This is a genomic window from Archangium sp. (genome assembly GCF_036389735.1).
Taxonomy (GTDB): Bacteria; Myxococcota; Myxococcia; order Myxococcales; family Myxococcaceae; genus Archangium.
Window position 1 is genome coordinate 1 of record NZ_DASVWK010001097.1, and the last position, 24,980, is coordinate 24,980.

19 protein-coding genes and 1 pseudogene are annotated in these 24,980 nt (G+C 69.1%); 12 read left to right on the forward strand and 8 right to left on the reverse strand.

Annotation, left to right across the window (positions count from 1 at the left end; genetic code table 11):
* Window positions 1-164: 164 nt before the first annotated feature.
* On the reverse strand, window positions 165-1,640 hold the full coding sequence (locus tag VF794_RS39415) for a pentapeptide repeat-containing protein (protein WP_331118807.1): 1,476 nt from the start codon (window positions 1,638-1,640) through the stop codon (window positions 165-167).
* A gap of 43 nt (window positions 1,641-1,683) precedes the next feature.
* Here VF794_RS39415 and VF794_RS39420 point away from each other — a divergent pair, with 43 nt between their 5' ends.
* Entirely contained in the window at window positions 1,684-2,649 is a 966-nt protein-coding gene (locus tag VF794_RS39420) for an RluA family pseudouridine synthase (RefSeq protein ID WP_331118809.1), read from the forward strand.
* The gene (locus VF794_RS39425; protein ID WP_331118810.1) at window positions 2,646-5,228 is read left to right on the forward strand and encodes a PBP1A family penicillin-binding protein; all 2,583 of its coding nucleotides are present in this window, start codon (window positions 2,646-2,648) and stop codon (window positions 5,226-5,228) included. The genes VF794_RS39420 and VF794_RS39425 overlap by 4 nt, the downstream gene beginning before the upstream one ends.
* A gap of 1 nt (window position 5,229) precedes the next feature.
* Here VF794_RS39425 and VF794_RS39430 read toward each other — a convergent pair whose 3' ends face one another.
* Entirely contained in the window at window positions 5,230-5,991 is a 762-nt protein-coding gene (locus VF794_RS39430; RefSeq protein ID WP_331118812.1) for an SDR family NAD(P)-dependent oxidoreductase, read from the reverse strand.
* A gap of 294 nt (window positions 5,992-6,285) precedes the next feature.
* Here VF794_RS39430 and VF794_RS39435 point away from each other — a divergent pair, with 294 nt between their 5' ends.
* Window positions 6,286-7,152 (forward strand): carbohydrate-binding protein, encoded by an 867-nt coding sequence (locus VF794_RS39435; protein WP_331118814.1) that lies wholly within the window; start codon window positions 6,286-6,288, stop codon window positions 7,150-7,152.
* A gap of 26 nt (window positions 7,153-7,178) precedes the next feature.
* Here VF794_RS39435 and VF794_RS39440 read toward each other — a convergent pair whose 3' ends face one another.
* Genes VF794_RS39440 through VF794_RS39450 form a run of 3 tightly spaced genes read right to left on the reverse strand, consistent with a single transcriptional unit; the run spans window position 7,179 to window position 9,524 of the window.
* Window positions 7,179-7,856 (reverse strand): glutathione S-transferase family protein, encoded by a 678-nt coding sequence (locus VF794_RS39440; protein WP_331118816.1) that lies wholly within the window; start codon window positions 7,854-7,856, stop codon window positions 7,179-7,181.
* A gap of 42 nt (window positions 7,857-7,898) precedes the next feature.
* Entirely contained in the window at window positions 7,899-8,441 is a 543-nt protein-coding gene (locus VF794_RS39445) for a hypothetical protein (RefSeq protein ID WP_331118817.1), read from the reverse strand.
* Window positions 8,442-8,492: 51 nt separating this feature from the next.
* Window positions 8,493-9,524, reverse strand: coding sequence for a histone deacetylase (locus VF794_RS39450; RefSeq protein ID WP_331118819.1), 1,032 nt, complete (start codon window positions 9,522-9,524; stop codon window positions 8,493-8,495).
* Between the two features lie 149 nt (window positions 9,525-9,673).
* On the opposite strand from VF794_RS39450, the gene VF794_RS39455 reads away from it, so the two are divergent.
* The 6 genes from VF794_RS39455 to VF794_RS39480 all read left to right on the forward strand — a co-directional run bounded on the left by VF794_RS39455 (window position 9,674) and on the right by VF794_RS39480 (window position 17,733).
* A complete protein-coding gene (locus VF794_RS39455) occupies window positions 9,674-11,731 on the forward strand; it encodes a methyl-accepting chemotaxis protein (protein WP_331118821.1) in 2,058 nt (685 codons plus the stop codon).
* A 59-nt stretch (window positions 11,732-11,790) separates the two neighbouring features.
* The gene (locus VF794_RS39460) at window positions 11,791-13,056 is read left to right on the forward strand and encodes an MFS transporter (RefSeq protein ID WP_331118823.1); all 1,266 of its coding nucleotides are present in this window, start codon (window positions 11,791-11,793) and stop codon (window positions 13,054-13,056) included.
* A gap of 134 nt (window positions 13,057-13,190) precedes the next feature.
* Window positions 13,191-13,652 carry a twin-arginine translocase TatA/TatE family subunit gene (locus tag VF794_RS39465; RefSeq protein WP_331118825.1) on the forward strand — a complete coding sequence of 154 codons (462 nt, stop codon included), beginning with the start codon at window positions 13,191-13,193 and terminating at the stop codon, window positions 13,650-13,652.
* Between the two features lie 36 nt (window positions 13,653-13,688).
* On the forward strand, window positions 13,689-14,900 hold the full coding sequence (tatC, locus tag VF794_RS39470) for a twin-arginine translocase subunit TatC (protein WP_331118827.1): 1,212 nt from the start codon (window positions 13,689-13,691) through the stop codon (window positions 14,898-14,900).
* A 55-nt stretch (window positions 14,901-14,955) separates the two neighbouring features.
* Window positions 14,956-16,029: an NAD-binding protein gene (locus VF794_RS39475; protein WP_331118829.1), complete on the forward strand. Its 1,074-nt coding sequence runs from the start codon at window positions 14,956-14,958 to the stop codon at window positions 16,027-16,029.
* Between the two features lie 186 nt (window positions 16,030-16,215).
* Window positions 16,216-17,733, forward strand: a complete 1,518-nt coding sequence (locus VF794_RS39480) for an exopolysaccharide biosynthesis polyprenyl glycosylphosphotransferase (RefSeq protein ID WP_331118831.1) — start codon at window positions 16,216-16,218, stop codon at window positions 17,731-17,733.
* Here the strand turns inward: VF794_RS39480 and deoD are convergent.
* Complete coding sequence (deoD, locus tag VF794_RS39485; protein ID WP_331118833.1) at window positions 17,727-18,437, reverse strand: purine-nucleoside phosphorylase; 711 nt, start codon at window positions 18,435-18,437, stop codon at window positions 17,727-17,729. The two genes, VF794_RS39480 and deoD, sit on opposite strands and share 7 nt — an antisense overlap.
* Window positions 18,438-18,495: 58 nt before the next feature.
* Between deoD and VF794_RS39490 the strand changes: the two genes are divergently transcribed.
* Entirely contained in the window at window positions 18,496-19,050 is a 555-nt protein-coding gene (locus VF794_RS39490; RefSeq protein ID WP_331118835.1) for a hypothetical protein, read from the forward strand.
* Between the two features lie 111 nt (window positions 19,051-19,161).
* Window positions 19,162-21,498, forward strand: coding sequence for an ATP-binding protein (locus VF794_RS39495; RefSeq protein WP_331118837.1), 2,337 nt, complete (start codon window positions 19,162-19,164; stop codon window positions 21,496-21,498).
* Here VF794_RS39495 and pruA read toward each other — a convergent pair.
* On the reverse strand, window positions 21,485-23,119 hold the full coding sequence (gene pruA, locus VF794_RS39500; protein WP_331118840.1) for an L-glutamate gamma-semialdehyde dehydrogenase: 1,635 nt from the start codon (window positions 23,117-23,119) through the stop codon (window positions 21,485-21,487). The genes VF794_RS39495 and pruA overlap by 14 nt on opposite strands.
* Before the next feature lie 134 nt (window positions 23,120-23,253).
* On the opposite strand from pruA, the gene VF794_RS39505 reads away from it, so the two are divergent.
* On the forward strand, window positions 23,254-24,189 hold the full coding sequence (locus tag VF794_RS39505) for an aldo/keto reductase (RefSeq protein WP_331118842.1): 936 nt from the start codon (window positions 23,254-23,256) through the stop codon (window positions 24,187-24,189).
* A gap of 274 nt (window positions 24,190-24,463) precedes the next feature.
* On the opposite strand, the pseudogene VF794_RS39510 reads toward VF794_RS39505, so the two are convergent.
* Window positions 24,464-24,980, reverse strand: a pseudogene (locus VF794_RS39510) (hypothetical protein); the annotation flags it as partial.

Below are 24,980 nucleotides of genomic sequence, written 5' to 3' on the forward strand. Positions count from 1 at the left end.
CCAGCAGTTGAATCCGCTTCATGGAGAGTGCTCCGGGGGTTGAAGAGACGACCTTCCCCAAAGCACTCCGCGTGCCGCGCGCCAACCCCTTGAAATCAGGCCCTGGGGGTTGGCGAGCGGGTGTCCCGTGTACCAGATGGGACAGGGGGAGTGTCCCGAGTCGTTCACTCCCCGCCGGTCGACTGGACGATGAGCTTCTCCTTGCCGCACACCTCGCAGCGCAGCTGGATGAAGAGGTCGTCGTCGCTCTCCTCGGGCACCTGGCCCTCGGGGACGCCCAGCTCGGCCTTGGCCAGCGCGGGCACCTTCTTGGGGATGTCCTCGGCGCGCAGCGACTGGATGTAGGTCATCTCCCGCTCGTGGCACTCGCGCGTCTCGGGGCCGGTGAGCCACGCGGGCTCCATGCCCTCGGGCAGTCGGCCCAGCAGCTCCATGTGCGAGAGGGACTCGGCGAGGTAGGCCAGACGGCGCAGGCGGGCCTCCTCGGGGAGGGCGGAGAAGACCTGGAAGGACTCGAGCAGGGCCTGCCGGTCCTCGCCGGTGGCCAGCTGCGCCAGCTCCATGGCGGCGTCGGCGGACTCCAGCGCCTCCTCCCAGTTGTTCTCCGCGTTGAAGCCGGCCTCCAGCAGCGCGGTGTAGAGCTGGGTGGCGGCGAGGCGGCGGCGCACCTCGTGGGTGTGCTCCACCACCTCCTGGGGCAGCCTGAGCTCCAACAGCGCGCCAGTGGTGCGCGGATCCACCGAGCTGGTGAGGTCATCCACCTGGAGCTCCTCGCGCAGGGAGTCCTTGAGGGCCTTGGCCGCGGAGAAGCGGAAGGAGGGCACCACGCCCACCTCGCGCAGGTACATGGCGGCGAGGTGCGAGTCCTTGCTGCCCAGCCGCAGCGAGCGCTGGGCGCGCTCCACCGCGCCGGGGTCCGCCGAGGGCTTCTTGTTCTCCAGCCGCGTCTTCACGGCCTCGCGGTAGAGCGTCTCGAGCGAGGAGCCCGGGGGCATGCGCGCGGGCAGCAGCGGGCGCTGGCCCGGCACATCCAGCACCCACAGGGGCGGCGCCCCGAGGCGCTTGAGGGCGCGGAAGAAGAGCTGGCCCGGGTTGTCCTGGGGCCGGAAGGGCGGCAGGTCGCTCTCGGAGGCCTGGGGCTCGGAGGGGCCGCCGGCGAGGGCCCCGGGGCCCATCACCCTGTCGCGCTGCTCGCGGGTGAAGGCGGTGATGCCCTGCACGGGCGGGGGCGGAGGCGGCGGGGCTTCCTGTCCGTCCAGTCCGACGACGCGGTCCATGTCCACGTCCTCGAAGTCCGCCTCCTCCAGGCCCTTGGCCCCGGTGAAGTCGCAGCGCAGCAGCTTGAGCTTCTCGAAGGTGGCGCCCTCGAGGTTGGCGCCGCGGAAGTCACAGTCCTGCAGCCGGCCGCCATGGAAGTAGGCGTTGGACAGGTCCGTGTCGCGGAAGTTCATCTTGGACAGGTCGCAGCGCTCCCATTCGCTGCCCACCAGTCCCAGTCCCGACAGGTCGGCGTTGGCGGAGAAGAGCTGTGCGAAGGTCGCGCCCGTGTGCTCGGTTGGCACCTTGCCGGCCTTGCGCAGCCGGTTCCATTCGGCGCTTCCGTTCTGTAGCAGCTGTTCAATCGTGGGGGCTTTCGGCATGGACCCGAATTTATCGGTGTGGTGAGGTCCCAGCGCCAGTCAAATGATCGAGTTCCGAATCGACGACGACAACGCGGGCATCCGATTGGACAAGTTCCTCCGGAAGAAGCTCGCCAATGTGCCCACCTCCCACCTCTTCAAGATGATCCGGGTGAAAAAGGTTCGGGTGAACGGCAAACGCGCCCAACCCGAGCAACCCCTGGCGGCCGGAGACATGGTCTCCATCCGGGGCACCGAGGAGCAGCTCCTGGTGCCGGCCCGCCCCGAGGAGCGCAAACCCCCACCTCCACCCCCCGTGGACCCCAGCGAGCTGGTCATCCTCCTGGAGGACGACTGGATGATGGCCGTGGACAAGCCAAGTGGGATGGCCGTCCACACCGGCAGCGGGATTACGGGGGGCACCCTGGTGGACTACGTGCGCGCCCACCTGGGCCCGAAAGCCGTGAGAAACGACTTCGCCGCGAGCCCCGCGCACCGGCTGGACCGGGAGACGAGCGGGGTCATCCTCGTGGCCAAGCGTCGGCCAGCGATGGTCCACTTCACGGATCTCTTCACCAACGGACATCCCCGCAAGCGCTACCTGACTTTGGTCAAGGGGAAGATGCCGAAGGAGTCGGGTGTCATTACCCTCCCCCTCGCCGAACACCAGCAGACGGCCGAGTCCAAGGCCCGTCGCGGGGTGAACATGCAGGAGGCCGTCACCCGATGGAAGGTCATCAAGCAATCGAGCGAGGCAGCCCTCCTCTCCTGCGTCATCGAGACCGGACGCACTCATCAGATAAGAAGGCATCTGGTGGCCATCGGACATCCGGTGGCCGGAGACAAGAAGTACGGTGACTTCGCCTTCAACCGCGAAGTGAAGGCCCGCTGGGGCCTGAAGCGTCTGTTCCTGCACGCCGAGTTCATCGAATTTCCCCACCCGGCTCACGGGGGCAAGGTGGCGGTGGAAGCGAAGATGCCCCCGGAGTTGAAGGACGTGTTGAAGCGCGCCGCGCTGGACCCCCCATGAGCAAGAATCCCGAGAAGACCGATCAGACGGATCGCTCCCAGTCGAAGCTGGTGCTCGACGGCGTTCCTCCCAAGCGCCCCCTCTGGGTGAGGCTGCTGAAGTTCGCCGCGTGGGCCACGCTGACGGGTGCCACCGCCGCCGTGCTGGCCGTGGTGGGCGTGTACTACCACTTCTCGGAGGGACTGCCGGACATCCCCCAGGTGGACCAGTACTGGCCGCCCATCGTCACCGAGGTCTACACCGACGACGCGGTGCTGGCCGGCGAGTTCTACCACCACCGGCGCAAGGTGGTGCCCTACGAGCGCATCCCCAAGCGGCTGGTGCAGGCCTTCATCGCCAGCGAGGACTCCAGCTTCTTCGACCACCAGGGCGTGGACGTGCTGGGCACGGCGCGCGCCGCCTTCAAGACGATCCGCAAGAAGCTGGGCCTGGGCGGCAGCCTCCAGGGTGGCTCCACCCTCACGCAGCAGACGGCCAAGGCCGTCCTCATCGCCGCCGAGGGCTACGAGAGCGCCACCGCGAAGAACCTCACGCGCAAGATTCGTGAGGCCATCCTCGCCCGGCGCCTGGAGGAGTCGCTGACGAAGGAGGAGATCCTCTACCTCTACCTCAACAACGTCTTCCTCGGGCACCACAGCTACGGCGTGCAGAGCGCGGCGGAGAACTACTACCGCAAGGACGTGAGGGACCTGACGCTGGGCGAGATGACGCTCATCGCCGGCCTGCCCCAGGCGCCCAGCCGCTACTCGCCCTTCATGATGCCGGAGGCGGCCAGGAAGCGCCGCTCGTACGTGCTGCGGCGCATGTTCGACGAGGGGATGATCTCCGAGGCCGAGCGCAAGCAGGCCGACGCGGAGCCGGTGCGGGTGTACCCGGTGGAGGACGTCTTCCACGAGTTCGCGCCCTTCTTCACCGAGCAGGTCCGCCGCGACATCGTGGAGCGCTACACCAACAAGGTGCTGCTCAACGACGGCCTGAAGATCTTCGCCACCATGGACAGCGAGCGCCAGCGCGGTGCGCAGGACTCGGTGCTGGAGGGCCTGCTGTCCATCGACAAGCGTCAGGGCTTCCGCGGGCCGGTGCTCCAGCTGGGCACGGAGCAGGAGCGCACGGCCTTCCTGCAGAAGGCCACCAAGGTCATGGGCGACGAGCAGCTCCAGGAGAACAAGCTGTACGTGGGCCTGGTGACGCGGGTGGATGCCGAGGGCGCGGACGTGCAGGTGGGCCCGCACAAGGGACTGCTGCCGCTGCTGGGCATGCGCTGGGCGCGCAAGGTGAACCCCGAGGGCTTCTACCCGGGCCTCATGCTCACGTCCGCCAAGCGCGTGCTGAGCGTGGGCGACGTGCTCGTGGTGCGCCACGTGGTGAAGAAGGAGCTCACGGACGACAACGTCCAGTTCGACCGCAAGCTGGACAAGGAGGTCCCCGAGGGCGTGCCGCTCTTCCGGCTGGAGCAGGAGCCGGAGCTCCAGAGCGCGCTGGTGTCCATCGATCCCCACCGCCAGTACCTCACGGCGATGGTGGGCGGGTACGACTTCGACGCCAACGAGTTCAACCGGGCCTTCCAGGCGTGCCGCCAGCCGGGCAGCTCCTTCAAGCCGCTGGTGTACTCGGCGGCGCTGGAGCAGCTCGGGTGGACGGGCGCCACCATCATCGTGGACTCGCCCATCGTCGAGCACGACCCCGAGAACGGGGTGGCGTGGAAGCCGGACAACTACAGCGACGAGTTCATGGGCGACGTGCTGCTGCGCACGGCGCTGGTGAACTCGATGAACATCCCCGCGGTGAAGACGTTCGCGGCGGTGGGCGTGAAGAACATGGCCGAGTGGAGCACGCGGCTGGGCCTCACCACGCCGATGAACATGGACTTCTCGGCGGCGCTGGGCTCCTCGTGCGTGTACCCGTACGACCTGGCCAACGTGTACGCCGTCTTCAACCGCTACGGCCGCAAGAAGCCCACGTACTTCGTGCGCAAGATTGAAGACCGCTTCGGGCGCACGCTGGAGGACCACACGGCGTACGACGATGCCTGGGCACCGCTCCAGGACCGGGTGGCGGCGGGCTACGCGCGCCTCTTCGAGCCGGGCGAGCAGGTGATGAGCCCCGAGACGGGCTTCATCACCACCTCGATGCTGCGCGGCGTGGTGCAGGAGGGCACGGGCGCGCCGGCGCAGAAGCTGGGCAAGCCAGCGGCGGGCAAGACGGGCACCACCAATGACTCGTTCGACACGTGGTTCGCCGGCTTCACGCGCGACCTGGTGACGGTGTCGTGGGTGGGCTACGACAAGAACGTGCACCCGCTGGGCCGCTACGAGACGGGTGGCCGGGCGTCGCTGCCCATCTGGCTGGGCTACATGAAGACGGCGCTGGCGGCGCGTCCCCAGTCCGAGTTCTGGCCGCCCGAGTGGCTGCGCGAGAACATGATGCTGCTGCGCATCGACAAGAAGACGGGGAAGATCGCGTCTTCCGGCTCGAAGGACGTCGCCAACATCTGGTTCAAGAAGGGCACGCAGCCCGAGGACGTGGCCCCGGAGAAGGGCCAGGTGGGCGTGCAGGACTTCATCATGGGGGCGCCGTAGCTCAGCGCCTCTTGCCCAGCGCCCTGTCGAAGAGGGCGTTGGGCAGCAGCTTCACCAGGTGTAGGACGCTGGCCGTCTGCCAGGGGAAGGCGTACTGCGCCTCCCCGCGGATGATGGCCCTGCCCATCAGCTCCACGGCCTCCTCCGTCTCGAGGAGGAAGGGCATGGGGCCCTTGTTCGGCGCCGTCATCTCGCTCTTCACGTAGCCGGGGTAGATGCAGGTGACGTGGACGCCGGTGCCCCGGAGGTCCACCCGCAGGCTCTCCAGGAAGGTGTGGAGGAAGGCCTTGGAGGCGGAGTAGGGGGCATTGCGCGGAAAGCCCCGGAAGGCGGCCATGCTGGCCACGCCCACCACGTGGCCGCGCTTGCGCTCCACCATCCGTGGGAGCACGGCACAGAGGGTGGCCGCGGCGCCGGTGACGTTGACGTCGATGGTCTGCTTCACCGTCTCCCAGTTGATGCGCTTGCCGCTCGTCTCCTTGCCGAAGCCCGCGTTGGCGATGACGAGGTCCAGGCCCCCGCTGGCGGTGTCGAGCTCGCGGATGCGGGCGAGGGTGGCTTCCTCGTCGGCGACGTCCAGCTCCACGGGCTCCACGTGGGAGCCGGCCGCACGGGCCTCGTTGGCGAGCGCCTCCAGATTCTCGAGGCGCCGGGCCGCGGCGTACACCTTGACGCCCCGCCGGGCGAACCAGAGCGCCAGTCCCCGTCCCAGGCCACTCGAGGCTCCCGTCACCAGCGCCGTCCGATAGCTCAGCTCCGCCATGTGTCTTCCTCCGGGTGTCGTGGGGCCTTCCTGCCATGGAAGCGCGGGGGCAGGGGAGGGAAAGCGCTGGGGTGCGGCACGGGGGCGCGCGTCATCCCGGGAACAGCGCCATCGGACGGACGGGCAGGCTGTCCGGCGTCGGATGCGAGCTGGGCTGACACCCGAGCGGATGGCGTGGACCCTGCACTCTCCGGCCCTGAAGTCCCATGCGGTGGCTCCGGGTCGCGGGGCTCCGCGGGGACGCAACCTGTGGCGTGGAGGTAGGGCGTGGCGTGGAATCCGGGGCAGTGCTTCTTGAAAGGTACCTTGTCGGGCCTCGTGCTCGTGCTGGTCCTCGCGGGCGTTCCCGCGACGGCGCGCGAGTCCCGAGCCTCTCCCGCGGTGACGGCCGGTACGGACACCTTCGGCGTGACGATGCTCTACCCGACGAAGGCGGGGGGGGAGGAATGGAGGCTGGCGGACGACGCGAGGGCGGACCCGCGTTTCGATCCGCAGAACACCCTCACGCGCAACCGGGACGGCTCCTGGAAGATACGGAGCAAGCAGGTGCGGATGCAGGTGTTCACGTCGACGGGGTACGACGCCACCGCCATCCCCACCTATGACCGCGAGGTGCTCACGGGGCGCGGCTACATGCTGGCGCCCAACGACTGGAAGAACGTGGAGATGACGGGGTACGTGCGGGTGAACTCGGGCGGCAAGCCGGACGAGAACCTCTCCTGGCAGGCGCGCGGTGGCGAGCACTCCGATGGGAAGGCGTGCGAGGGCTCCGCCTACCACGGCGCGCTCCACTACGACGGCCGGGTGCGGTGGCAGAAGGAGTCCTGGCACGTGAGCTACGACTCGTCGCCGTACGTGGCGGCGACCACCTCGCTGCGCGGCCGGTGGGTGGGCTTCAAGGCCATCATGCGCAACGTCCCCACCGTGGAGGGAGGGACGGCCGTCCAGCTGGAGCTGTGGCTCGACACCAGGGCCGATAGGGTGTCGTGGGTGAAGGTCTACGAGATGACCGACGCCGGGGACTGGGGCGGAGCCGCGTCCGTCTGTGGCGGCACCGTGGAGGCCATGCCCATCACCTGGGGCGGACCCATCGCCCTCTTCCGGTGGGATGGGGCCAGTGACGTCGACTTCAAGTGGTTGAGCGTGCGGGAGATCGACTAGGCGGGAGGACGGTGCCGCGCGGGGGCTCAGCGCTGGAGGATGCCCTGGGCCGTCTTGATGATGTGCTCCTGGGCCGCGGCCGTGTCGCGCTTCTCGAGATGCGGCACGGTCACTCCCTTCCGCGCCGCGGGCCGCTGCTCGATGGCCGCCAGCCAGCGTTGCAGGTTCGGCAGCCCGTCGACGCTCACGCCCGCCCAGTCATGGATGCGCACCCACGCCCAGTTGGCGATGTCGGCGATGCTGTACTCACCCGCGAGGTACTCGCTCTGCCCCAGCCGAGTGTCGAGCACCGTGTAGAGCCGCCGCGTCTCGTTCTGGTAGCGCTCGATGGCCGCCGGAATCTTCTCCGGGAAGTAGCGGAAGAAGACGTTGGCCTGTCCCTGCATGGGGCCCACGCCGGCCATCTGGAACATCAGCCACTGCGTCACCTGTGAGCGGCCCTTGCGGTCGCTCGGCAGCAGCTTCCCCGTCTTCTCGGCGAGGTAGAGCATGATGGCCCCCGACTCGAACACCGCGAAGTCTCCCTCCTCGCGGTCCACGATGGCCGGGATGCGCCCGTTGGGGTTGAGCTTGAGGAACTCGGGCCGCTTCTGCTCGCCCTTTCCGATGTCGATCGGGTGCACCGTGTAGGGCAGTCCCAGCTCCTCCAGCGTGACGGACACCTTGTATCCATTGGGCGTCGTCCAGGTGTACAGGTCGATCATCGGCGGGCTCCTCGTCGTTGCTCGGGTCGGGCCAGCGGGTGCTCAAGCTCCAAACAGCCCGTGGAGCACCTCGCGGTAATAGTGGGTACTGCCCACGTGCGTGGAATGCCACTTGGCGGACTGGCTCAGCCGGTTGACCACCGCCTCGAACTCGGCCTGACTCACGTCACGCAGGGACATGTACAGGCGCACGGCTCCCTGGAGGTACGAGTAGAGCGGGTGCGCATCGTCCCCGTCCGGCCTGCGGCGCAGCTGGCGGAAGAGCCGCTCGAACTCGTCATCCGTCTCCGGCTTGCCAGTGGCCGCGCAGTAGTTGGCGGCCGTCGACTCCAGCAACAGGAAGAAGGGTTGGTAATGCGGTGGCGGCGTCCGGGACAGGTCCGGCGGCACCGCCGAGCCCGTCCACAGCTTCGAGATGGGCTGGAGCGTCACCATCATCAGCCCCTCGTTGCCCATCACCGGCACCTCCCCGCGCAGCCTCACCACCTGCTTTTTCTCGTCGCGCTGGATGGCCACCCGCAGCAGCTCGGGCTGCTCCACCTTCAGCCCCGCGCGCTGCAACTTCTCCACGGCTTCACGATCCACGTCTCACCCCAACACCATCGGTCATCATTCGGATCTCTTCTCGTGGCGCGCCTACCGGCCCAGCACGGGCCAATATTGCTTCAGCGCCTCGCGGCTGCGCTGGAGCGCCGCCGCCGCCTCCCGTGAGACCCCCTCCGGGAAGCTGTCCTTCCTCTTTCCCGCGAGCACCTCCACGCAGGTGTGCACCGAGCGCGAGAGGCCCTCCAGCGCATAGCCGCCCTCCAGCAGCAGCACCAGCCGCCCGCCGCACGTGCGCTCGGCCAGGTCTCTCATCGCCGTGCACATGGCCCCGAAACCGCGCTCGGTGAGCTTCATGTCGGCCAGGGGATCCTCGTGGTACGCGTCGAAGCCCGCCGACACCAGCACCAGATCCGGCCGGAAGGCCTCGGCCACCGGCAGGAAGAGGTCGCGGTAGATCGCCCCGTAGTCCGCGTCCGTCGAGCCCCCCGGCAGGCCACAGTTGACGGTGTAGCCGGCGCCCGGGCCCTCGCCCACCTCGAAGGGCGCGCCCGTCTGCGGGTAGTAGGGGTACTGGTGCACCGATTGGTAGAGCACGTCCCGCCGCGTCCAGAAGGCCGCCTGCGTGCCGTTGCCGTGGTGCACGTCCCAATCGAGGATGAGCACCCGCTCGGCGCCCTGGCGGCGCGCGGCCTCCGCGGCGATGGCCACGTTGTTGAAGAGGCAGAAGCCCATGGCCTTGTCCGGCTCGGCGTGGTGCCCCGGCGGCCGCGCCAGCACGAAGGCGTTGCGCGAGCGGCCCGCGAGCACCTCGTCCACCGCCTGCACCGAGGCCCCCGCCGCCAGCACCGCCGCGTCGTAGCTGTCCGGTGACGTCGTCGTGTCCGGATCGACGGCCTCGTGCCGGCCGCGCAGCCCCTTCAGGTACGCGCGCAACCGGGGCGTGTGGACGGTGGCGAGCTCCTCCTCGGTGGCCGGGCGAGCGACCTTCCGCTCCGTCCCCGAGATGGGCTCCTTCTCCAGTAACGCCAGGATGTGCGCCAGCCGCGCCGGACTCTCGGGGTGCTCCTCGCCCGGGTCATGCCGGAGGAAGAGGGCATCGGTCAGCAGCAGCGTCTGGGTCATGGCGCGGGCTCCCACCCATCCAGTATGGCGCGAACGTGGCGCGGATGCCCGCCTCCTCTCTTCACATGCGGGGAGGCGTGGAGGGCCCCTGGGCACGGACCGCCGGTTGCTTGCTCTGGGAGGGTCAAACTTCTTACAGTCCGGACGCCTTGCTCCGACCCCTGAAAAAACCCGGTCTCCGGGTCGCCCTCGTCATCACCTTCTCGTTGGCCCTGGTGGTCCTCCTCGGGGTCCTTCACCTGTTCATCTCCCGCCTGGTCTCGAATTTCCTCGAGACCCGGCTGCTGGAGCATGGCCATGCCAAGGCCCAGGAGCTCGCGAGCGTCCTGACCCGCCCGGACGCGGACATGCAGGCGATGCGCGCCATTGGCGTGCTGCCCCATACGGACAAGGACTTCACCTACGCCGCCGTCCTCTCCGGCACCGGGGACGTCCTCCTCGATGGCGGCGAGCGGCCCGAGAAGCTCGAGACGCTGCTTCCCCAGCTCTCGCAGCCCGGAGCGTCCACGTCCTTCGTTCTGCCCAACGGGGATCGGCTCCTGGTGGAGGCGGTGGCGCCGCCCCGGGGCGAGGAGGTGTCTCAGCGGGTCATGGTGGTGGTGGACTTCTCGCCCCTGCGCCACATCTTGAGCAAGCTCACCCTGCTGCTGGTCGCGGCCTTCATGATCGGCCTGGTGATCCTGGTGGGGGTCATCTACATCGTCACCCACAGGCTCATCCTCCGGCCGCTGGACCAGATGATGGTGGCGGCGCGCAAGATGGCGGAGGGAGACCTCACCGGCCGGGTGACGATGGAGGCCAGTGGCGAGCTGGGTCAGCTCGCCGTGGCGCTCGATGGCATCGGCCAGTCGCTGCGCAAGACGCTGGGTCAGGTGCGCGGCGTGTCCGAGGTCGTCTCCAACGTCATCGAGCAGCTCTCGCGCGCGGGCACCACGGTGTCCTCCGGCGCCTCCACCATCCAGGGGCGCGTGGAGGAGACGTCCTCGTCCATGGAGCAGATGCTGGCCAGCTTGCGCGGCATCGCGGAGAACGTCGAGGTGCTCTACCAGAGCGCCGAGGAGAGCAGCTCCTCCATCATGGAGATGGCCGCCACCAACGACGAGGTGGCGGAGAACGTCCAGGCCATGGCCGCCAGCGTGGAGGAGACCACCAGCGCCATCGAGGAGATGACCTTCTCCATCAAGGAGGTCGCCAAGAACATCGACGAGCTGCGCGACTCCACCGAGGAGACGAGCTCGTCCATCAGCCAGATGGACAGCTCCATCGGGCAGGTGGAGGCCAACGCCAACGAGACGGCGCGGCTGTCCGAGCAGGTGTCCGAGGACGCCCAGACGGGTGTGGAGGCCCTGCGCAAGACGATGCAGGGCCTGGACCGCATCAAGGGCTCCAGTCAGACGGCCTCGGGCGTCATCGACAGCCTGGGCCGGCGCATCTCCGAGATCGGCAACATCCTCAACGTCATCGACGACGTGGCCGAGCAGACCAACCTGCTGGCGCTCAACGCCGCCATCATCGCCGCGCAGTCGGGCGAGCACGGCAAGGGCTTCGCGGTCGTCGCCGATGAGATCAAGGACCTGGCCGAGCGCACGGGCGCGTCCACCAAGGAGATCGCCGACCTCATCAGCCGCGTGCAGGAGGAGAGCCGCAACGCGGTGCAGGTGATGAACCAGGGCGTGCGCAACACGGAGGAGGGCGTGCAGCTGGGCCGCGAGGCCGAGGGCACCCTGCGGAAGATCAACGACAGCGCGCAGAAGTCCACGCAGATGGTGAAGGCCATCGCCCGGGCCACGGTGGAGCAGGCGCGCGGCAGCAAGCAGGTGACGCAGGCCATCCACCGCATCTCCGAGACGGTGCAGATGATCTCCAAGGCCTCCAACGAGCAGGCCAAGGGCGGCGAGCAGATCATGAACAGCGCCGAGCGGATGAAGGCCATCACCGCGCACGTGCAGCGCAGCAGCCAGGAGCAGGCGCACGGCAGCAAGCAGATCACCCGCTCGATCGAGAACATCAACGAGATGGTCACCCACCTCAATCGCGCCCAGAAGGAGCAGACCAAGGGCAGCGAGCAGGTGCTCAAGGCGGTGGAGGCCATCAAGGGCGTGTCGGACCACCAGACCCGCTCGGTCAAGGGTTTGGAGGAAGCCATCGACAGCCTCCAGCGTCAGTCCGAAGTGCTCCGCGCCGAGATCCGGCGCTTCAAGGTCTGAGGACGGGGCGCGCGAGCGATCGCGCGCACCCGGCCTGATACTCGACACAGGGGGGGCCCATGTCTTCGCCCCGAGTGGTTTCAGAGCGCGGCGTCGTCTTCCTGATTGGCGCCGTCCAGTTCGTCAACATCCTCGAGTTCGTGATGGTGATGCCGCTGGGCCCCGACTTCGCGGCGGGGCTGGGCATCCCCACCAACCTCATCGGCTGGATCGGCGCGGCCTACACGACGGCCGCGTGCGCGGCGGGCGTGGCGGGCAGCTACTTCCTGGATCGGTTCGACCGGCGCAAGGCGCTGGCGGTGGCCATGCTGGGACTGGTGGCGAGTACGGCGGCGGGAGGACTCGCCACGGGGCTCACGTCGCTGCTGGTGGCGCGGGCGCTGGCGGGCCTGTTCGGCGGCCCAGCCACGTCGCTGGCCATGTCCATCATCGCGGACGTCATCCCGCCGGAGCGGCGCGGACGGGCGATGGGCGCGGTGATGGGGGCCTTCTCGGTAGCGTCCGTGTTCGGCGTGCCCCTGGCGCTGAGGGTGGCGCGGTTGGGCGACTGGCGCCTGCCCTTCTTCCTGGTAGCGGGCCTGGGACTGCTGCTGGCGGCCGCGGCCATCTTCTTCCTGCCGCCCCTGCGCGGGCACCTGGAGCGCAAGCAGGCGCACACCGTGTCGGTTCGGGAGTTGTTCACCAACACGAACGTGCTGCTCTCGTACTCGATGACGATGCTGCTCAACGTGGCGGGCTTCGTCATCATCCCCCACATCTCGGGATACGTGCAGTACAACCTGGGCTATCCGCGCGAGGATCTGGAGAGCAGCTACCTCGTTGGCGGACTGGTGAGTTTCGTGTCGCTGCGGGTGGCGGGCAAGGCGGTGGACAAACTGGGCTCGTTCCGAGTGGGGACGGTGGGCGTGGGGCTGTTCATGGCCGTGCTCTACATCTTCTTCGTCCAATTGCCGGCCGGTGTGCCGCTGATCGTGCTCTTCGCGCTCTTCTTCCTGTCCAACGGGGTGCGCAACGTGGCGTACAGCACGCTCACCTCGAAGGTACCAGCGCCAGCCATCCGCGCACGCTTCATGTCCTTCCAATCGGCCATCCAGCATCTGGGGGCCTCGGTTGGGGCGGTCCTCTCCTCGCTGATGCTGACAACCCTGCCGGGTGGGCAGCTTGGCGGGATGACGCAAGTGGTGGCGCTGTCCATGGCGCTCTCGCTCGCGGTGCCGGTGATGTTCTTCCTGGTGGAGCGCCGGCTGCGGGAGCGCGACCAGGCCCCGGTCTCCCCGCTGGCCCCCGTGGCGCTCGGCACCGGGGGCGGGGCGCCTCGTTCCTGAGTGCACACCGGGCGAGGGGGGGGCCAGCCGCCCCGCTCTCCTCGGTAGCAGGCGGACAAGGGGCGGCCCAATCGGGTTGCACCCCGTCGCTCGGGGCGCGATAACCCGAGGCGGTTTCCTGGGAGCATCCGCTCATGTTCAACATCGGTGCAGGCGAACTGGTCTTCATCCTGATAGCCGCGCTGCTCATCCTCGGGCCGCAGCGGCTGCCGGAGTTCGCGCGGGCCATCGGCAAGTTCGTGCGGGACTTCCGCCGGCAGACCGATGAAGTGCGCACCGTGGTGGAGCGCGAGTTCTACAAGATGGACCAGGAGTTCCAGGACGAGCCGCGCCCCAAGGTGCACCCGCCCACCCCGGCGGCGCTGCCCTCGCCGGTGCCCGTGCTGCCGCCCTCCTCGCTGGGCGGCCTTCCGGATGCCCTCCCGGCTGGCGCCATGCTCTCCGCCGCGCCGCCCCCCGAGCCGGTGCCCGCCGTTGCCCCGTCCCCCTCCTCCGAGGCGCCCGCTCCCGGGGCCGCGGAGCCGGACGCCCTTCCGCGACTGGAGCCCGTTCCGGGCACGGTGGCGCGTAACGCCCCCACCCCCAAGAGCGGGTAGCCCCAGGGATTCGCCACAGTGGATAACGATCTTCGGATGAGTCTGTCGGAGCACCTGACGGAGCTCCGCTCCCGCCTCCTCAAGTGCACGGCCGCGGTGTTGGTCCTGGGCGCGGTGGCGCTGGTGTTCGCCAAGCCCATCTTCGGCATCCTCATGAAGCCGGTGCTGGATGCGCTGCCGCCCGAGGGGCGCGCGCTCGTCTACACCTCGGGCATCGAGGAGATCAACGTCCTGATGAAGGTGGGCGTCTACTGCGGCATCTTCCTGACGACGCCCGTCATCCTCTGGCAGATCTGGGGCTTCGTGTCGCCGGGGCTCTACCCGGAGGAGCGCCGCTACGCGGGGCCCTTCGTGATGATGGGCACCCTGGCGTTCCTGGTGGGCGCGCTGTTCTGCTACTTCGCGGTGCTGCCCTCCATGTTCAAGTTCCTCCTCAACGAGGAGGAGAGCACGGCACTCTCGGAGCGGCTGGACGTGGGGCGGTTGAGGGCGGACGACGCGCTGCGCTTCCTGCGGGTGGGTGACGCGGAGCGGGCGGGGAAGCTGGCCCTGGAGACGAGCAAGGCGCTGAAGGCGGAAGGCGTGGGGCAGACGGGCGAGGCCACGCGGACGCCCTCGGAGCGCGTGGAGCTGGAGGCTCGGCTGGACGGGATGGGACGACTGTTGGACGCGTCGGTGGACGGCTTTGGCGCGCCGGCGCGCAGCGTGCTGCGGCAGGCGGTGGAGAAGCGCGCGGAGGCGGTGGAGGCGTACGCGAAGGAGGACTACGCCGGGGCGGCGAAGGCGATGGACGAGGGGGCGAGCCTGCTGGCTGGGGTGGCGCCCACGCGGACCGAGGAGCTGGCGGGGCTGTGGCGGTTGGAGAAGGAGCTGGCGCTGGGCAAGGCGCGCTACGTGGCGGAGGCGTGGACGCGGCCGATGCTGACGATGGGTGAGCAGCTGTCGCTGGTGCTGCTGCTCATCCTGTCCTTCGGCATCATCTTCGAGCTGCCGCTGGTGATGGCGCTGCTGGGCCTGGTGGGGGTGGTGCGGGCGGGGTGGCTGATGAAGTACCAGCGGCACGCCTTCGTGGTGTGCCTGATCGCGGCGGCGATCCTCACGCCGACGGGCGACGTGGTGAACCTGTCGCTGATGGCCGGGCCGATGCTGCTCTGCTACGAGCTGGGCGTGCTCGCGGTGTGGTTGATCGAGCGCAGGCGCTCGAAGCAGGAACCCCAGACGGGCATCACCCCGACGCCGGGCGCCTGAGTCCACCGCGCCCCCGTGTGGCCGAGGTAGCGGGGGCGTGGTACGCAGGAGGCCGATGGTGACTTCCGGCCGCCGCCTCCTGCGGGTGAACCTGCGCTACCTGTTCGCCCTGCTGCGGCGCTTCCGCACGACGATGGCGCTGGCGCTGGTTCTCTTCGGCCTCGGGCCGGTGGTGTACCACGTGCGCCACGTGATGCCGGACGGGCACCGGGTGAGCATGGGCAAGGCGCTGCGGCACGTCTACTTCCTGCTCTACGGGCAGCCGTCGCTGGACGTGGACGACAGCTTCCTGATGCTGCTCGACATGGTCATCCCGCCGGTGGGCATCGTGCTGCTGGCCGATGGCATGGTGCGTTTCGCCTATCTCTTCTTCGCCAAGCACCGGCAGGACAAGGAGTGGTTCGAGGTGATCGCCGAGACGTTGAAGGGGCACGTGGTGGTGTGCGGGGCGGGTCGGGTGGGGTACCGGGTGGTGGCGCAGCTGCGAGCACTGGGCAAGGACGTGGTGGTGGTGGAGAAGCGGGCGGAGGCGCCCTTCGTGTCGGTGCTGCGCGACGAGGAGGTGCCGCTGCTCATCGACGACATCCGCGGCCCGCAGTGCCTGCCGCGCACCAACGTGAAGAAGGCGGCGGCCATCGTCTGCGCCACGGACGACGACCTGGCCAACCTGAACATCGCGCTGGACGCGCGGCGGATGAACCCGAACATCCGCGTGGTCATCCGGCTCTTCGATGACGACCTGGTGGCCAAGGTGCGCGACACCTTCAAGGCCGAGGCGCTGAGCAGCTCGTCCCTGGCGGCGCCGGCCATGGCGCTGGCGGCGTTGGACCCGCGCATCGTCCACTCGTTCCGCATCGGTACGCACCTGATGGTGGTGTCCGTCTTCGAGGCGCATGACGGACTGCCGGGGATGAAAATCTCGGAGGTGCGGGACCGCTTTGGAGGGCTGACGCTGTCCATGCGCCGCCAGGGTGACAGCCGGGAATGGCTGCACCCCAAGGGCGAGACGCTCATCGCCACGGGCGACGCGCTCACCGTCCAGGCCGAGTACAAGGACTACCTCGACCTGCGCGCCTTCACGAGGCAGGCCGAGGCCCCCGTCTGGGCTCCGCACACCGAGGGCCTGTGACATGACGTGCCTGGTTGCCCGCCGAGACACGGGCGGAATATGCCGCTCGGAGTAGATAACCCGTGATTCCAGAGGAGTTTGGAAGCCCGGGATGACCCGCGAGGATGGACCGGCGCGGGTGTCGGGTGTCAGACTGGAGGGGTGAGCCCTCCTGCCTCGCCGGTCCCTTCCCCCGTGGGGACGCCCATGTCGGGACGCTTCGCCGCGGTCAACAAGCCCCTGTGGCTCGTGCCCCCTCGGGTCGTCCTCCAGCGCCGCGCGCCCCACACCCTGTTGATGCATGCGCTGCGCTCCACGGCGCGCGTGCTGCTGCTGCTGGCCGTGGATGCTGGCGCCTTCCTCCTGGCGCGTGCCGCCTTGAGCGCCCTTCAGGAGAGCCACCGGCTCGAGTCCCTCGAGGTGGCCACGGGCTGGGTGCTCCCCCGGCTCGGCTCCCACGGCGGATGGCAGCTGGGAGTCTCCCTGCTGGTGGGCCTGCTGGTGTCGGGGGCCTACCACTCCGGGGATGACTGGCGCTCCCCGCGTCGCCTCGTCAGCGGCGTCCTCCTGGCCGTGAGCCTGGTGCTCTGGAGGGACTTGTGGCTGCGCGGCCTCGCTCCCGTGGTGGTGCACTACGTGACGGCGGTCATCGGCTTGAGCGCCTCCGTCATGGCGGGCCGCTACCTGCTGGACCTCTTCGTCGCCCGGCTGGTGCGCATCTCCTACTTCCATTCCCCCACCGAGCGCGTGCTGTTGGTGGGAGACCCGGACGACCCCGCCAACCAGAAGGTGCGCGAGCGTCTGGCGCGCCACGGCGTCATGGAGATTGTCGGCTGGCTCTCCCCCCAGGTGCCCACCGGCTCCGGCCAGGGCGCGCAGGACGTGCTCGGCTCCGTGGATGACCTCTGGAGCGTGCTCCAGCACAACGCCGTGGACACCGTGGTGCTCTGCGGCCTCGTGGACGACGCGCAGCTCAAGCTGTTGCTGGAGGCGGTGATGTCCGCGGGCGCCCGGCTGCTGGGCGTGTCCCGCAACGACCGCATCGGCTGGGTGCGTCCCTCGCCCGTGTCCTACCGCTCGCTGTCCTTCATGGAGCTGACGGTGCCCTCGCTGCGCGCGCGGCAGCTCTGGGTGAAGCGCGCGGTGGACCTGATGGCCGCGGGGCTGGGGCTGCTGCTCATCTCCCCGCTGCTCACGCTCATCTCGCTCGCCATCAGGCTGGACTCGCGCGGGCCCGTCTTCTTCGCCCAGGAGCGGGTGGGGCGGGGCGGACGCACCTTCCGCATGCTCAAGTTCCGCACCATGCGGGTGGGCGCCGACGCGGAGAAGGCCAAGCTGGCCCACCTCAACACCAGTGGCGATGCGCGCCTGTTCAAGATTCCCAATGACCCGCGCGTCACCCGCGTGGGCGCCCTCCTGCGCAAGTGGAGCCTGGACGAGCTGCCCCAGCTCTTCAACGTGCTGCGCGGGGACATGTCCCTGGTGGGGCCCCGGCCCTTCTTCGAGTCGGACCTGGCCACCTACCGCGAGCACCACTTCGGCCGGCTGGGCGCCCTGCCCGGTATCACCGGCCTGTGGCAGGTGAGTGGCCGCAGCTCCATCACCGACTTCGAGGAGGTGGTGAGGCTGGACTGCGAGTACATCCACCGCTGGTCGCTCTGGTTGGACCTGGAGATCCTCCTCAAGACGCTCCCAGCGGTGATGCGCCGCACCGGCGCCTACTGAGCGCCCGCCACGTCCAGCGCCAGCTCGATCATCTCGTCGAAGGTCGTCTGGCGCGCTTCCGGGCTGAGGTGCTCGTTGGTGCGCAGGTGGTCCGAGACGGTCAGCAGCGCGAGCGCGCGCACGCCGAACTCGGCGGCCACGCCGTACAGGCCCGCCACCTCCATCTCCACGGCGAGCATGCCCATGCGCTCGTGGAGCTCGTACTTCTCACCGCCGGGGGTATAGAAGAAGTCCGAGGTGAAGACCGAGCCGACGCGCACGGCGCGCCCGCGCTTCTCGGCGGCCTCCACCGCCTGACGGGCCAGCGTGAAGTCCGCCATGGCGGGGAAGTCATGGCCCCGCAGGCGCATGCGGTTCACCTTGGAGTCGGTGCCCGCGCCCACGGCGACGATGACGTCCCGGAGCTTCACGTCCTGGCGGATGGCGCCGCAGCTGCCCACGCGCATGAGGACGCGGGCGCCGTAATGCTGGATGAGCTCGGTGGCGTAGATGGAGATGGAGGGGATGCCCATTCCATGGCCCATGACGGAGAGCGGGCGGCCCCGGAAGGTGCCCGTGTAGCCGAGCATGTTGCGGACCGAGGTGACCTCGCGCGCGTTCTCGAGGAAGCGCTGGGCGATGTAGCGGGAGCGCAGCGGATCGCCGGGCATGAGGACCACGTCGGCGAAGTCTCCCTGCGCGGCGGAGATGTGGGGAGTAGGCATGGCCGGGCAGCATATCCGCACACGTGCCAGGCGAGGGGACAGGGATTACACTGGAGACATGCGCTCTCTTCACTCCTGGTCCCTCCGCTCGCTCCTGGCTCTCGGGCTCCTCGTGGGAGGCGGGGCCGCCGACGCGGCCGAGTCTCCCGCCATCTCCGTGCGATTGCCCTTCAATCAGTACAACCTCCAGCTCCGGGGGGAGGATGTGGTCTCGCTCTCCCTCCAACTCCACCGCACGCCCACGGGGCTCCGGGGACGGGCCTTCGACGTGCCGACGCAGCTCACGTTGAAGGAGGGGGGCGTCTCCGGCGTCGTGGGCTCCACGCCCGTGAACCTGAAGGTCCGCCAGGAGGGGGACACCGTCCACGCCGAGGGGGGCTTCATCAACGGGCGCGTGACGCTGCGCTTCAGCCCGGCCGAGCTCCACGTCTACATCAACCAGTGCACCTACAAGCTGACGTACACCGAAGGTCGGTACATGGGGCCGAGGAGCTGTGACAGCCGCCTGGCCCCTCCCGTGGAGCTCGCCGTGCCGAGCATGTTCCAGGCACTCACTCCGGTGGAGCAGGCGACCTTGTTGCTGTTCGCGCTCACGGAGCCCGACCGGGTATAGAGGAGCGCCCGCCGCCGAGCGGCTGGGCAAGCCAGCGCCCGAGCCCCTTCCGAGAGCCGGCCCACGGGGCGGTGGGAGTCATCCACCGCATGCCCATTCTTCCGGGAGGCCATGAGGTCGCTCTCCTTTCGCTCGCAACTCCTGCTGCTGATGCTCACCCCCGTGCTGGTGACGACGGCGGTGCTTGGCTGGCTGGCCTACCGGGCGGCGAGAGAGACGGTGATCGAGGGGGCCATGCGCGCGGTGGGGATCGCCGCGAACGCACGCGAGCAGGCCCTGGTGATGAGGCTCCGGCGGCAGCAGGAGCGCGCCTCCACCTTCCTGCACGTCGCCGCGGCCAGGTGTCTGGCCAGCAAGGGCCCGGAGCAGGGTGGCTGCTTCCAGGAGTCGCTCGCCAACTTCGTGGCCACCGAGGGCGTGCGGGGGGCCCGGCTGGTCGTCCCTGGACTGGAGCCCCTCCTGGTGGGAGAGCGGACGGAGTCCCTGCTCATGTCCCCCCTACCGCCGGGCCAGCTCGCGCGCTTCGAGCCGAAACGGGACGAGGCACGCACCTACTCCATGCTCCTCCAGGAGGGGGTGTTGGTGCTGGGGTTGCGCTATGACGCCGCGCTGCTCGAGCCCATCTTCCAGGAGCGCCATGGGTTGGGTGGCTCGGGGGAGACGTTCCTCGCGGACTCGCAGGGGCTCTTCATCACCAAGCCGAAGTACCCGGGGCACTCGGGGGAGCACCACAGCCACCCCATCGACGCCCGGCCCATGCGCGAGTGCCTGTCCGGCCATGACGCGGAGATACTGGCCGGGGACTACCGCGACGTGCCCGTCATCCATGGCTTCCGCTTCATCGAGGAGATTGGCGGCGGCTGCATCATGGCCCACATCGAGCAGGCCGAGGCGTTCGCTCCCGCGCGCACGCTGCGCAACCGGGTGATCGAGGCGGCGGTGGCCCTGGCGCTGCTCGCGGTGGGGCTGTCCTTCGTCTTCTCGCGCCGCCTGTCACGCCCGGTGTCCCGGCTCACGGACAAGGCCCGCGCCCTCCAGGCCGGAGACTTCGACGTCACGGTGCCAGCCGAAGGGCCTCGGGAGCTGAAGACGTTCGCCGAGACCTTCACGAAGATGGCGCGCTCGCTTCAGGTGTCCACCGAGGAGCGCTCCCGACTGCTCGTGCGCGAGATGGAGGCGCGCCGGGAAGTGGAGGCGAAGCGGAGTCGGCTGGAGGTGATCGCCGGGCTGTCCCGGGCCCTGGCCGAGTCCCGGCTGGCGTTGGAGACCATCCTGGAAACCACGTGCCGTCAGCTGGCGGAGCGCGTCGGGGACGTGTGTCTCCTGCGACTCCTCTCCGCGGATGGGCAGTGGTTGGAGGGCCGCGCGGTATTCGCCCGGGATCCAAACGTGGAGGAGCGCGCTCGGAGCCTCATGAAGGCCCGGCCCCAGCGCGTGATCGAGGGCGTCTCGGCCCGGGTGCTGGCCTCGGGGGAGCCCCTGATGATTCCCGTCGTTACCCAGGAGGTTCTGGAGCGGGTCCTGGCGACGATGGCGCCGGAGTACCGGGAGTTCCTGACACAGTTCACCCCGCACAGCTTCGTGAGCCTGCCCTTGCGCGCCTCCGAGCGGATCCTCGGCGTGCTGACGCTGCTCCGGCTGGAGCCCGACGCTTCCTACACCGAGGACGATCTCATCCTCCTGCGGGAGATCGCCGACCGCACCGCGCTGGCCATCGAGAACGCCCGGCTCTTCCAGCAGGAGCAGGAGGCCGTCCGGGTCCGCGAGGACATGGTGGCCGTCGTGTCCCATGACCTGCGCAACCCCATCTCGGCCATCTCCATGTCGGCCAGCGTGCTGCTCAAGCGCGAGGGCCTGCTGGACTGGCAGGCCAAGGGGTTGAGCCGCATCTACTCGGCGGCGGACCGGGCGCTGCGGCTCATCCGCGACCTGCTCGACTCCACCCAGGCGCGGGTGAGCGGCATCCCGGTGGAGCCCCGGCCGCTGGACTTCCACGAGCTGGCCGGGCACGTCGTGGAGGAGGTGCAGCTGGCGCACCCCGAGCGGCCCATCCTCTTCCACACCAGCGGCGACGCGCACGGCGCGTGGGACGGGGACCGCGTGGCCCAGGTCATCACCAACCTGGTGGGCAATGCGGTGCAGCACAGTCCCTCGGGCACGCCGGTGCGGGTGGACTCGCGAGGGGTGGATGGCGTGGTGCTGCTGGAGGTCCACAACGAGGGCCCGGCCATTCCGGCGGACATGTTGCCGCGACTCTTCGAGCCGTTCCGGCGGGGACGCGGCGCCGCGGGAGGAACCCTGGGAAGCCTGGGCCTCGGGCTCTTCATCAGCCGCAGGCTCGTCGAGGCCCACGCGGGCTCCATCGAGGTGAAGTCCGCGGAGGGGGAGGGGACCACGTTCACGGTCCGCCTCCCCCGCACCCTTCCTCCCGCGCCTACTGCCCCATGAAGGGGTAGGGGACGCGGGTGGGCGGGACGAAGTTCTCCTTGATGGTGCGCGGAGACGTCCAGCGCACCAGGTTCAGCATGGAGCCCGCCTTGTCGTTGGTACCCGAGGCACGCGAGCCACCGAAGGGCTGCTGGCCCACCACGGCGCCGGTCGGCTTGTCGTTGATGTAGAAGTTGCCCGCCGCGTGCCGCAACTTGTCCATCATCATGCTGATGGCCTTGCGGTCACGGGCGAAGACGGCGCCCGTCAGCGCATAGGTGGCGCTGGAGTCGCACTCGCGCAGCGTCTCCTCGAGCTTCGCGTCCGGGTACACGTACAGGCCCACCACCGGCGCGAAGATCTCCTCCTGCATGATGCGGTGGCGCGGGTTGGTGAGCTGCACCAGCGTCGGCTTCACGAAGAAGCCCTCGCTCCGGTCCACCTCGCCACCCGCGACGATGCTCGCCTCGCCGCCCTGCCTGGCCAGGTCGATGTACGAGGACGTCCGCTTGAAGGACTTCTCGTCGATGACCGCGCCCATGAAGTTGCGGAAGTCGGTGACGTCGCCCATGCGCAGCTCGGAGATCATCTCCTGGAGACGCACCTTGAGCTTGGGCCACATGGACTCGGGCACGTAGATGCGCGAGGCCGCCGAGCACTTCTGGCCCTGGTACTCGTAGCCCCCGCGGACAATCGCCGTGGCCACCGCCTCCAGATCGTCCGCCGCCGAGGCGTGCACGAAGATGAAGTCCTTACCACCCGTCTCGCCCACCAGCCGGGGGTACTGCTTGTAGCGGGCGATGTTCTCACCCACCGTGCGCCACATGCCCTGGAAGGTGGCCGTGGAGCCCGTGAAGTGGATGCCGCCCAGGTGCGGGCTGGCCATGACGGGGTTGCCCACCGTGGGGCCATCGCCCGGCAGCATGTTGATGACGCCGTCGGGCAGGCCCGCCTCGCGCAGCAGCTCCAGGTTGAACCAGTTGCTGAAGGCCGCCGTGTTCGAGGGCTTGAAGAGCACCACGTTGCCCATGATGGCCGGCGCCACGCACAGGTTGAGCGCGATGGAGGTGAAGTTGAACGGTGCCACCGCGAACACGAAGCCGTCCAGCGGACGGTAGTCCATCATGTTCCACGTCTGCGCCGGGCTCACCGGCTGCTCGGAGATGAGCTGCTGGGCGAAGTGGACGTTGTAGCGCAGGAAGTCGACGGCCTCGCACGTCGCGTCGATCTCCGCCTGGTGGGCCGTCTTCGACTGGCCCAGCATGGTGGCGGCGTTGAGGATGGGGCGGTACTTCGTGGCCAGCAGCTCCGCGGCGCGCAGGAAGATGGCCGCGCGGTCCGTGAAGGCCATCCGCGACCACTCCTCCTTCGCCTCCAGGGCGCTCTGGATGGCCTGCTCGACGTGGCTGCCATCCGCCTCGTGCAGCGTGGCCAGCACGTGCGAGTGCTTGTGCGGCATCCGCACCGTGTCCGTCTTGTTGGAGCGCAGGTGCTTGCCGCCGATGACGATCGGAATCTCGATCTGCTCGGAGGCCATGCGCTTCAGGGTGGCCTGGAGCTCGGCGCGCTCGGGCGAGCCGGGCGCGTGGGAGAGGACCGGCTCGTTCTGCGGTGGGGGAACGCGGACAATGGCGTTGATCACGCGGAGCACCTCGGAAAGGAATGGGGCAAAAGGGCGGCGGAGCATAGCCCGGCGCTTGGACGGTTGAAGCTTCAGGGGGATGAAAGACCCACACCGGTGCCTATCCTTCCCATCACCCAGACTGAGGGCTCCTCATGGCAGACGAACGAATGCTTCCCCGCTTCCAGCCCCGCCGGCAGCTCGGTCGCACCGGCTTCACCGCCACCGTGCTGGGCATCGGAGACCTGGCGGACCGCTCAGTGCCCCTGGAGAAGTGCGTGGCCACGCTGCACCGCGCCATGGACGCGGGGCTCAACCTCATCGACACCGCCCCCGGCTACGAGGACGGCTACAGCGAGGAGATCGTCGGCGAGGCCCTGCGGCACGGCCGGCGCGAGGGGATGTTCGTCATCGACAAGGTGGACTTCCTGGATCGGCCGGTGGCCCCGCAGGTGGAGGAGAGCCTGCGCCGGCTGCGGCTGGGGGAGGTGGACCTCTTCGTCTTCCACAACGTCTCCCAGCCAGCCACCTGGGAGCGGCTCGCCGCTCCGGAGGGGGGCATGGAGGAGCTGGAGCGGTGCGTGCGACAGGGCAAGGCCCGCTTCCGGGGCATCTCCAGCCACCACCCGGACGTGCTGCGCGCCGCGCTGGAGTCCGGCCGCTGCGACGTGGTGATGTTCCCCGTGGGCCCCTTCGTGCACCCGCGCTACGTGGAGGAGATCCTCCCCCTGGCGAAGGCCAAGGGGGTGGGGACGGTGTGCTTCAAGACCTTCGGGGCCGGCAAGCTTCTGGGGGACAGCGAGGGGTATGGCCGACCGCTCCAGTCGCGCCCGCGCGGCAAGGTGAGCTCGGGCGGGGTCGAGCCGGAGGCCCCCACGCTGCCCCACCTGGGCGTGGAGGAGTGTGTGCGCTACACGCTCACGCTGGATCCGGACGTGGCGCTGCTGGGGATGAGCTTCGCCAACGAGCAGGACGCCGCGCTCGCCGCCGCCGCGGCCTTCCAGCCCCTCACGCCCGAGCAGCTCGCCGACGTGCGCCAGCGCGCCGCGCGGGCCATCGAGGGCAAGGGCGCTGTGTGGTGGAACCCCTGAGGGCTGTTCGACGCGCGCTCAAGCCTGTTCGCCCAGTGCAACACCCTTCACGGGTCCTCACGCTCCGGAGCCTGAGTTCATTTCAACGCCTGGAAGTGACTTCGCTTGTAGACGTCTACAAGCGGTGTCGTGTTTTATCCCACATTTGCCTGCATTGCTTGTAGACGTCTACAAGCGAAGCCGGCGAGGACCCGCGAATCAGAATGCACGGCCGAGGCGCGGAGGGGCGGTGCGGACGAAACCCGGGTGCCGGGAGCCAGGGGCTCCGCGCCACTTACTGCCCGAGCGACTGGGGCGGCGGCTTCGTGGCCAAGACGGGCAAGAAGCACTCTCCCTGGTGCTCGTAGAGGTCTCCCGGGCACGGGGCCTTGAGCTTGTGAGGTATCCAGCATCCGCCCACCAGCTCGACCTGGACATAGCGCGTGCAGGGGGGGCGCTTCTGTCCTTTGAAGCGCTCGCGCGGGAGGGGGAGGGCGAGCACGGATTGCTCCTGGGGCGTGGCTTCCGCGTACCAATTGTTGACGAGCGGATCCGGCTTCTCTGCTGCCGTCGGCACTGCATCGCTCACGGGTGCTGGCGCGGCGCTCGCCATGGACTCCGGGCAGTCTGGGGGAGGGGACACAAGGACCGGACGCACCAGCGCGAAGAGCAGGGCGCCCACCGCGGCGGCGCTCGCCAGCGCCAGCCCCAGGTGCCAGCGGGGGCGGGGCTCGCGGGTGTCGGAGACGGCACGGGCCATGTGCCGCATCGCCTCGTGCAAGCCCTCGAACGTGAACACCGCCGACTCCACC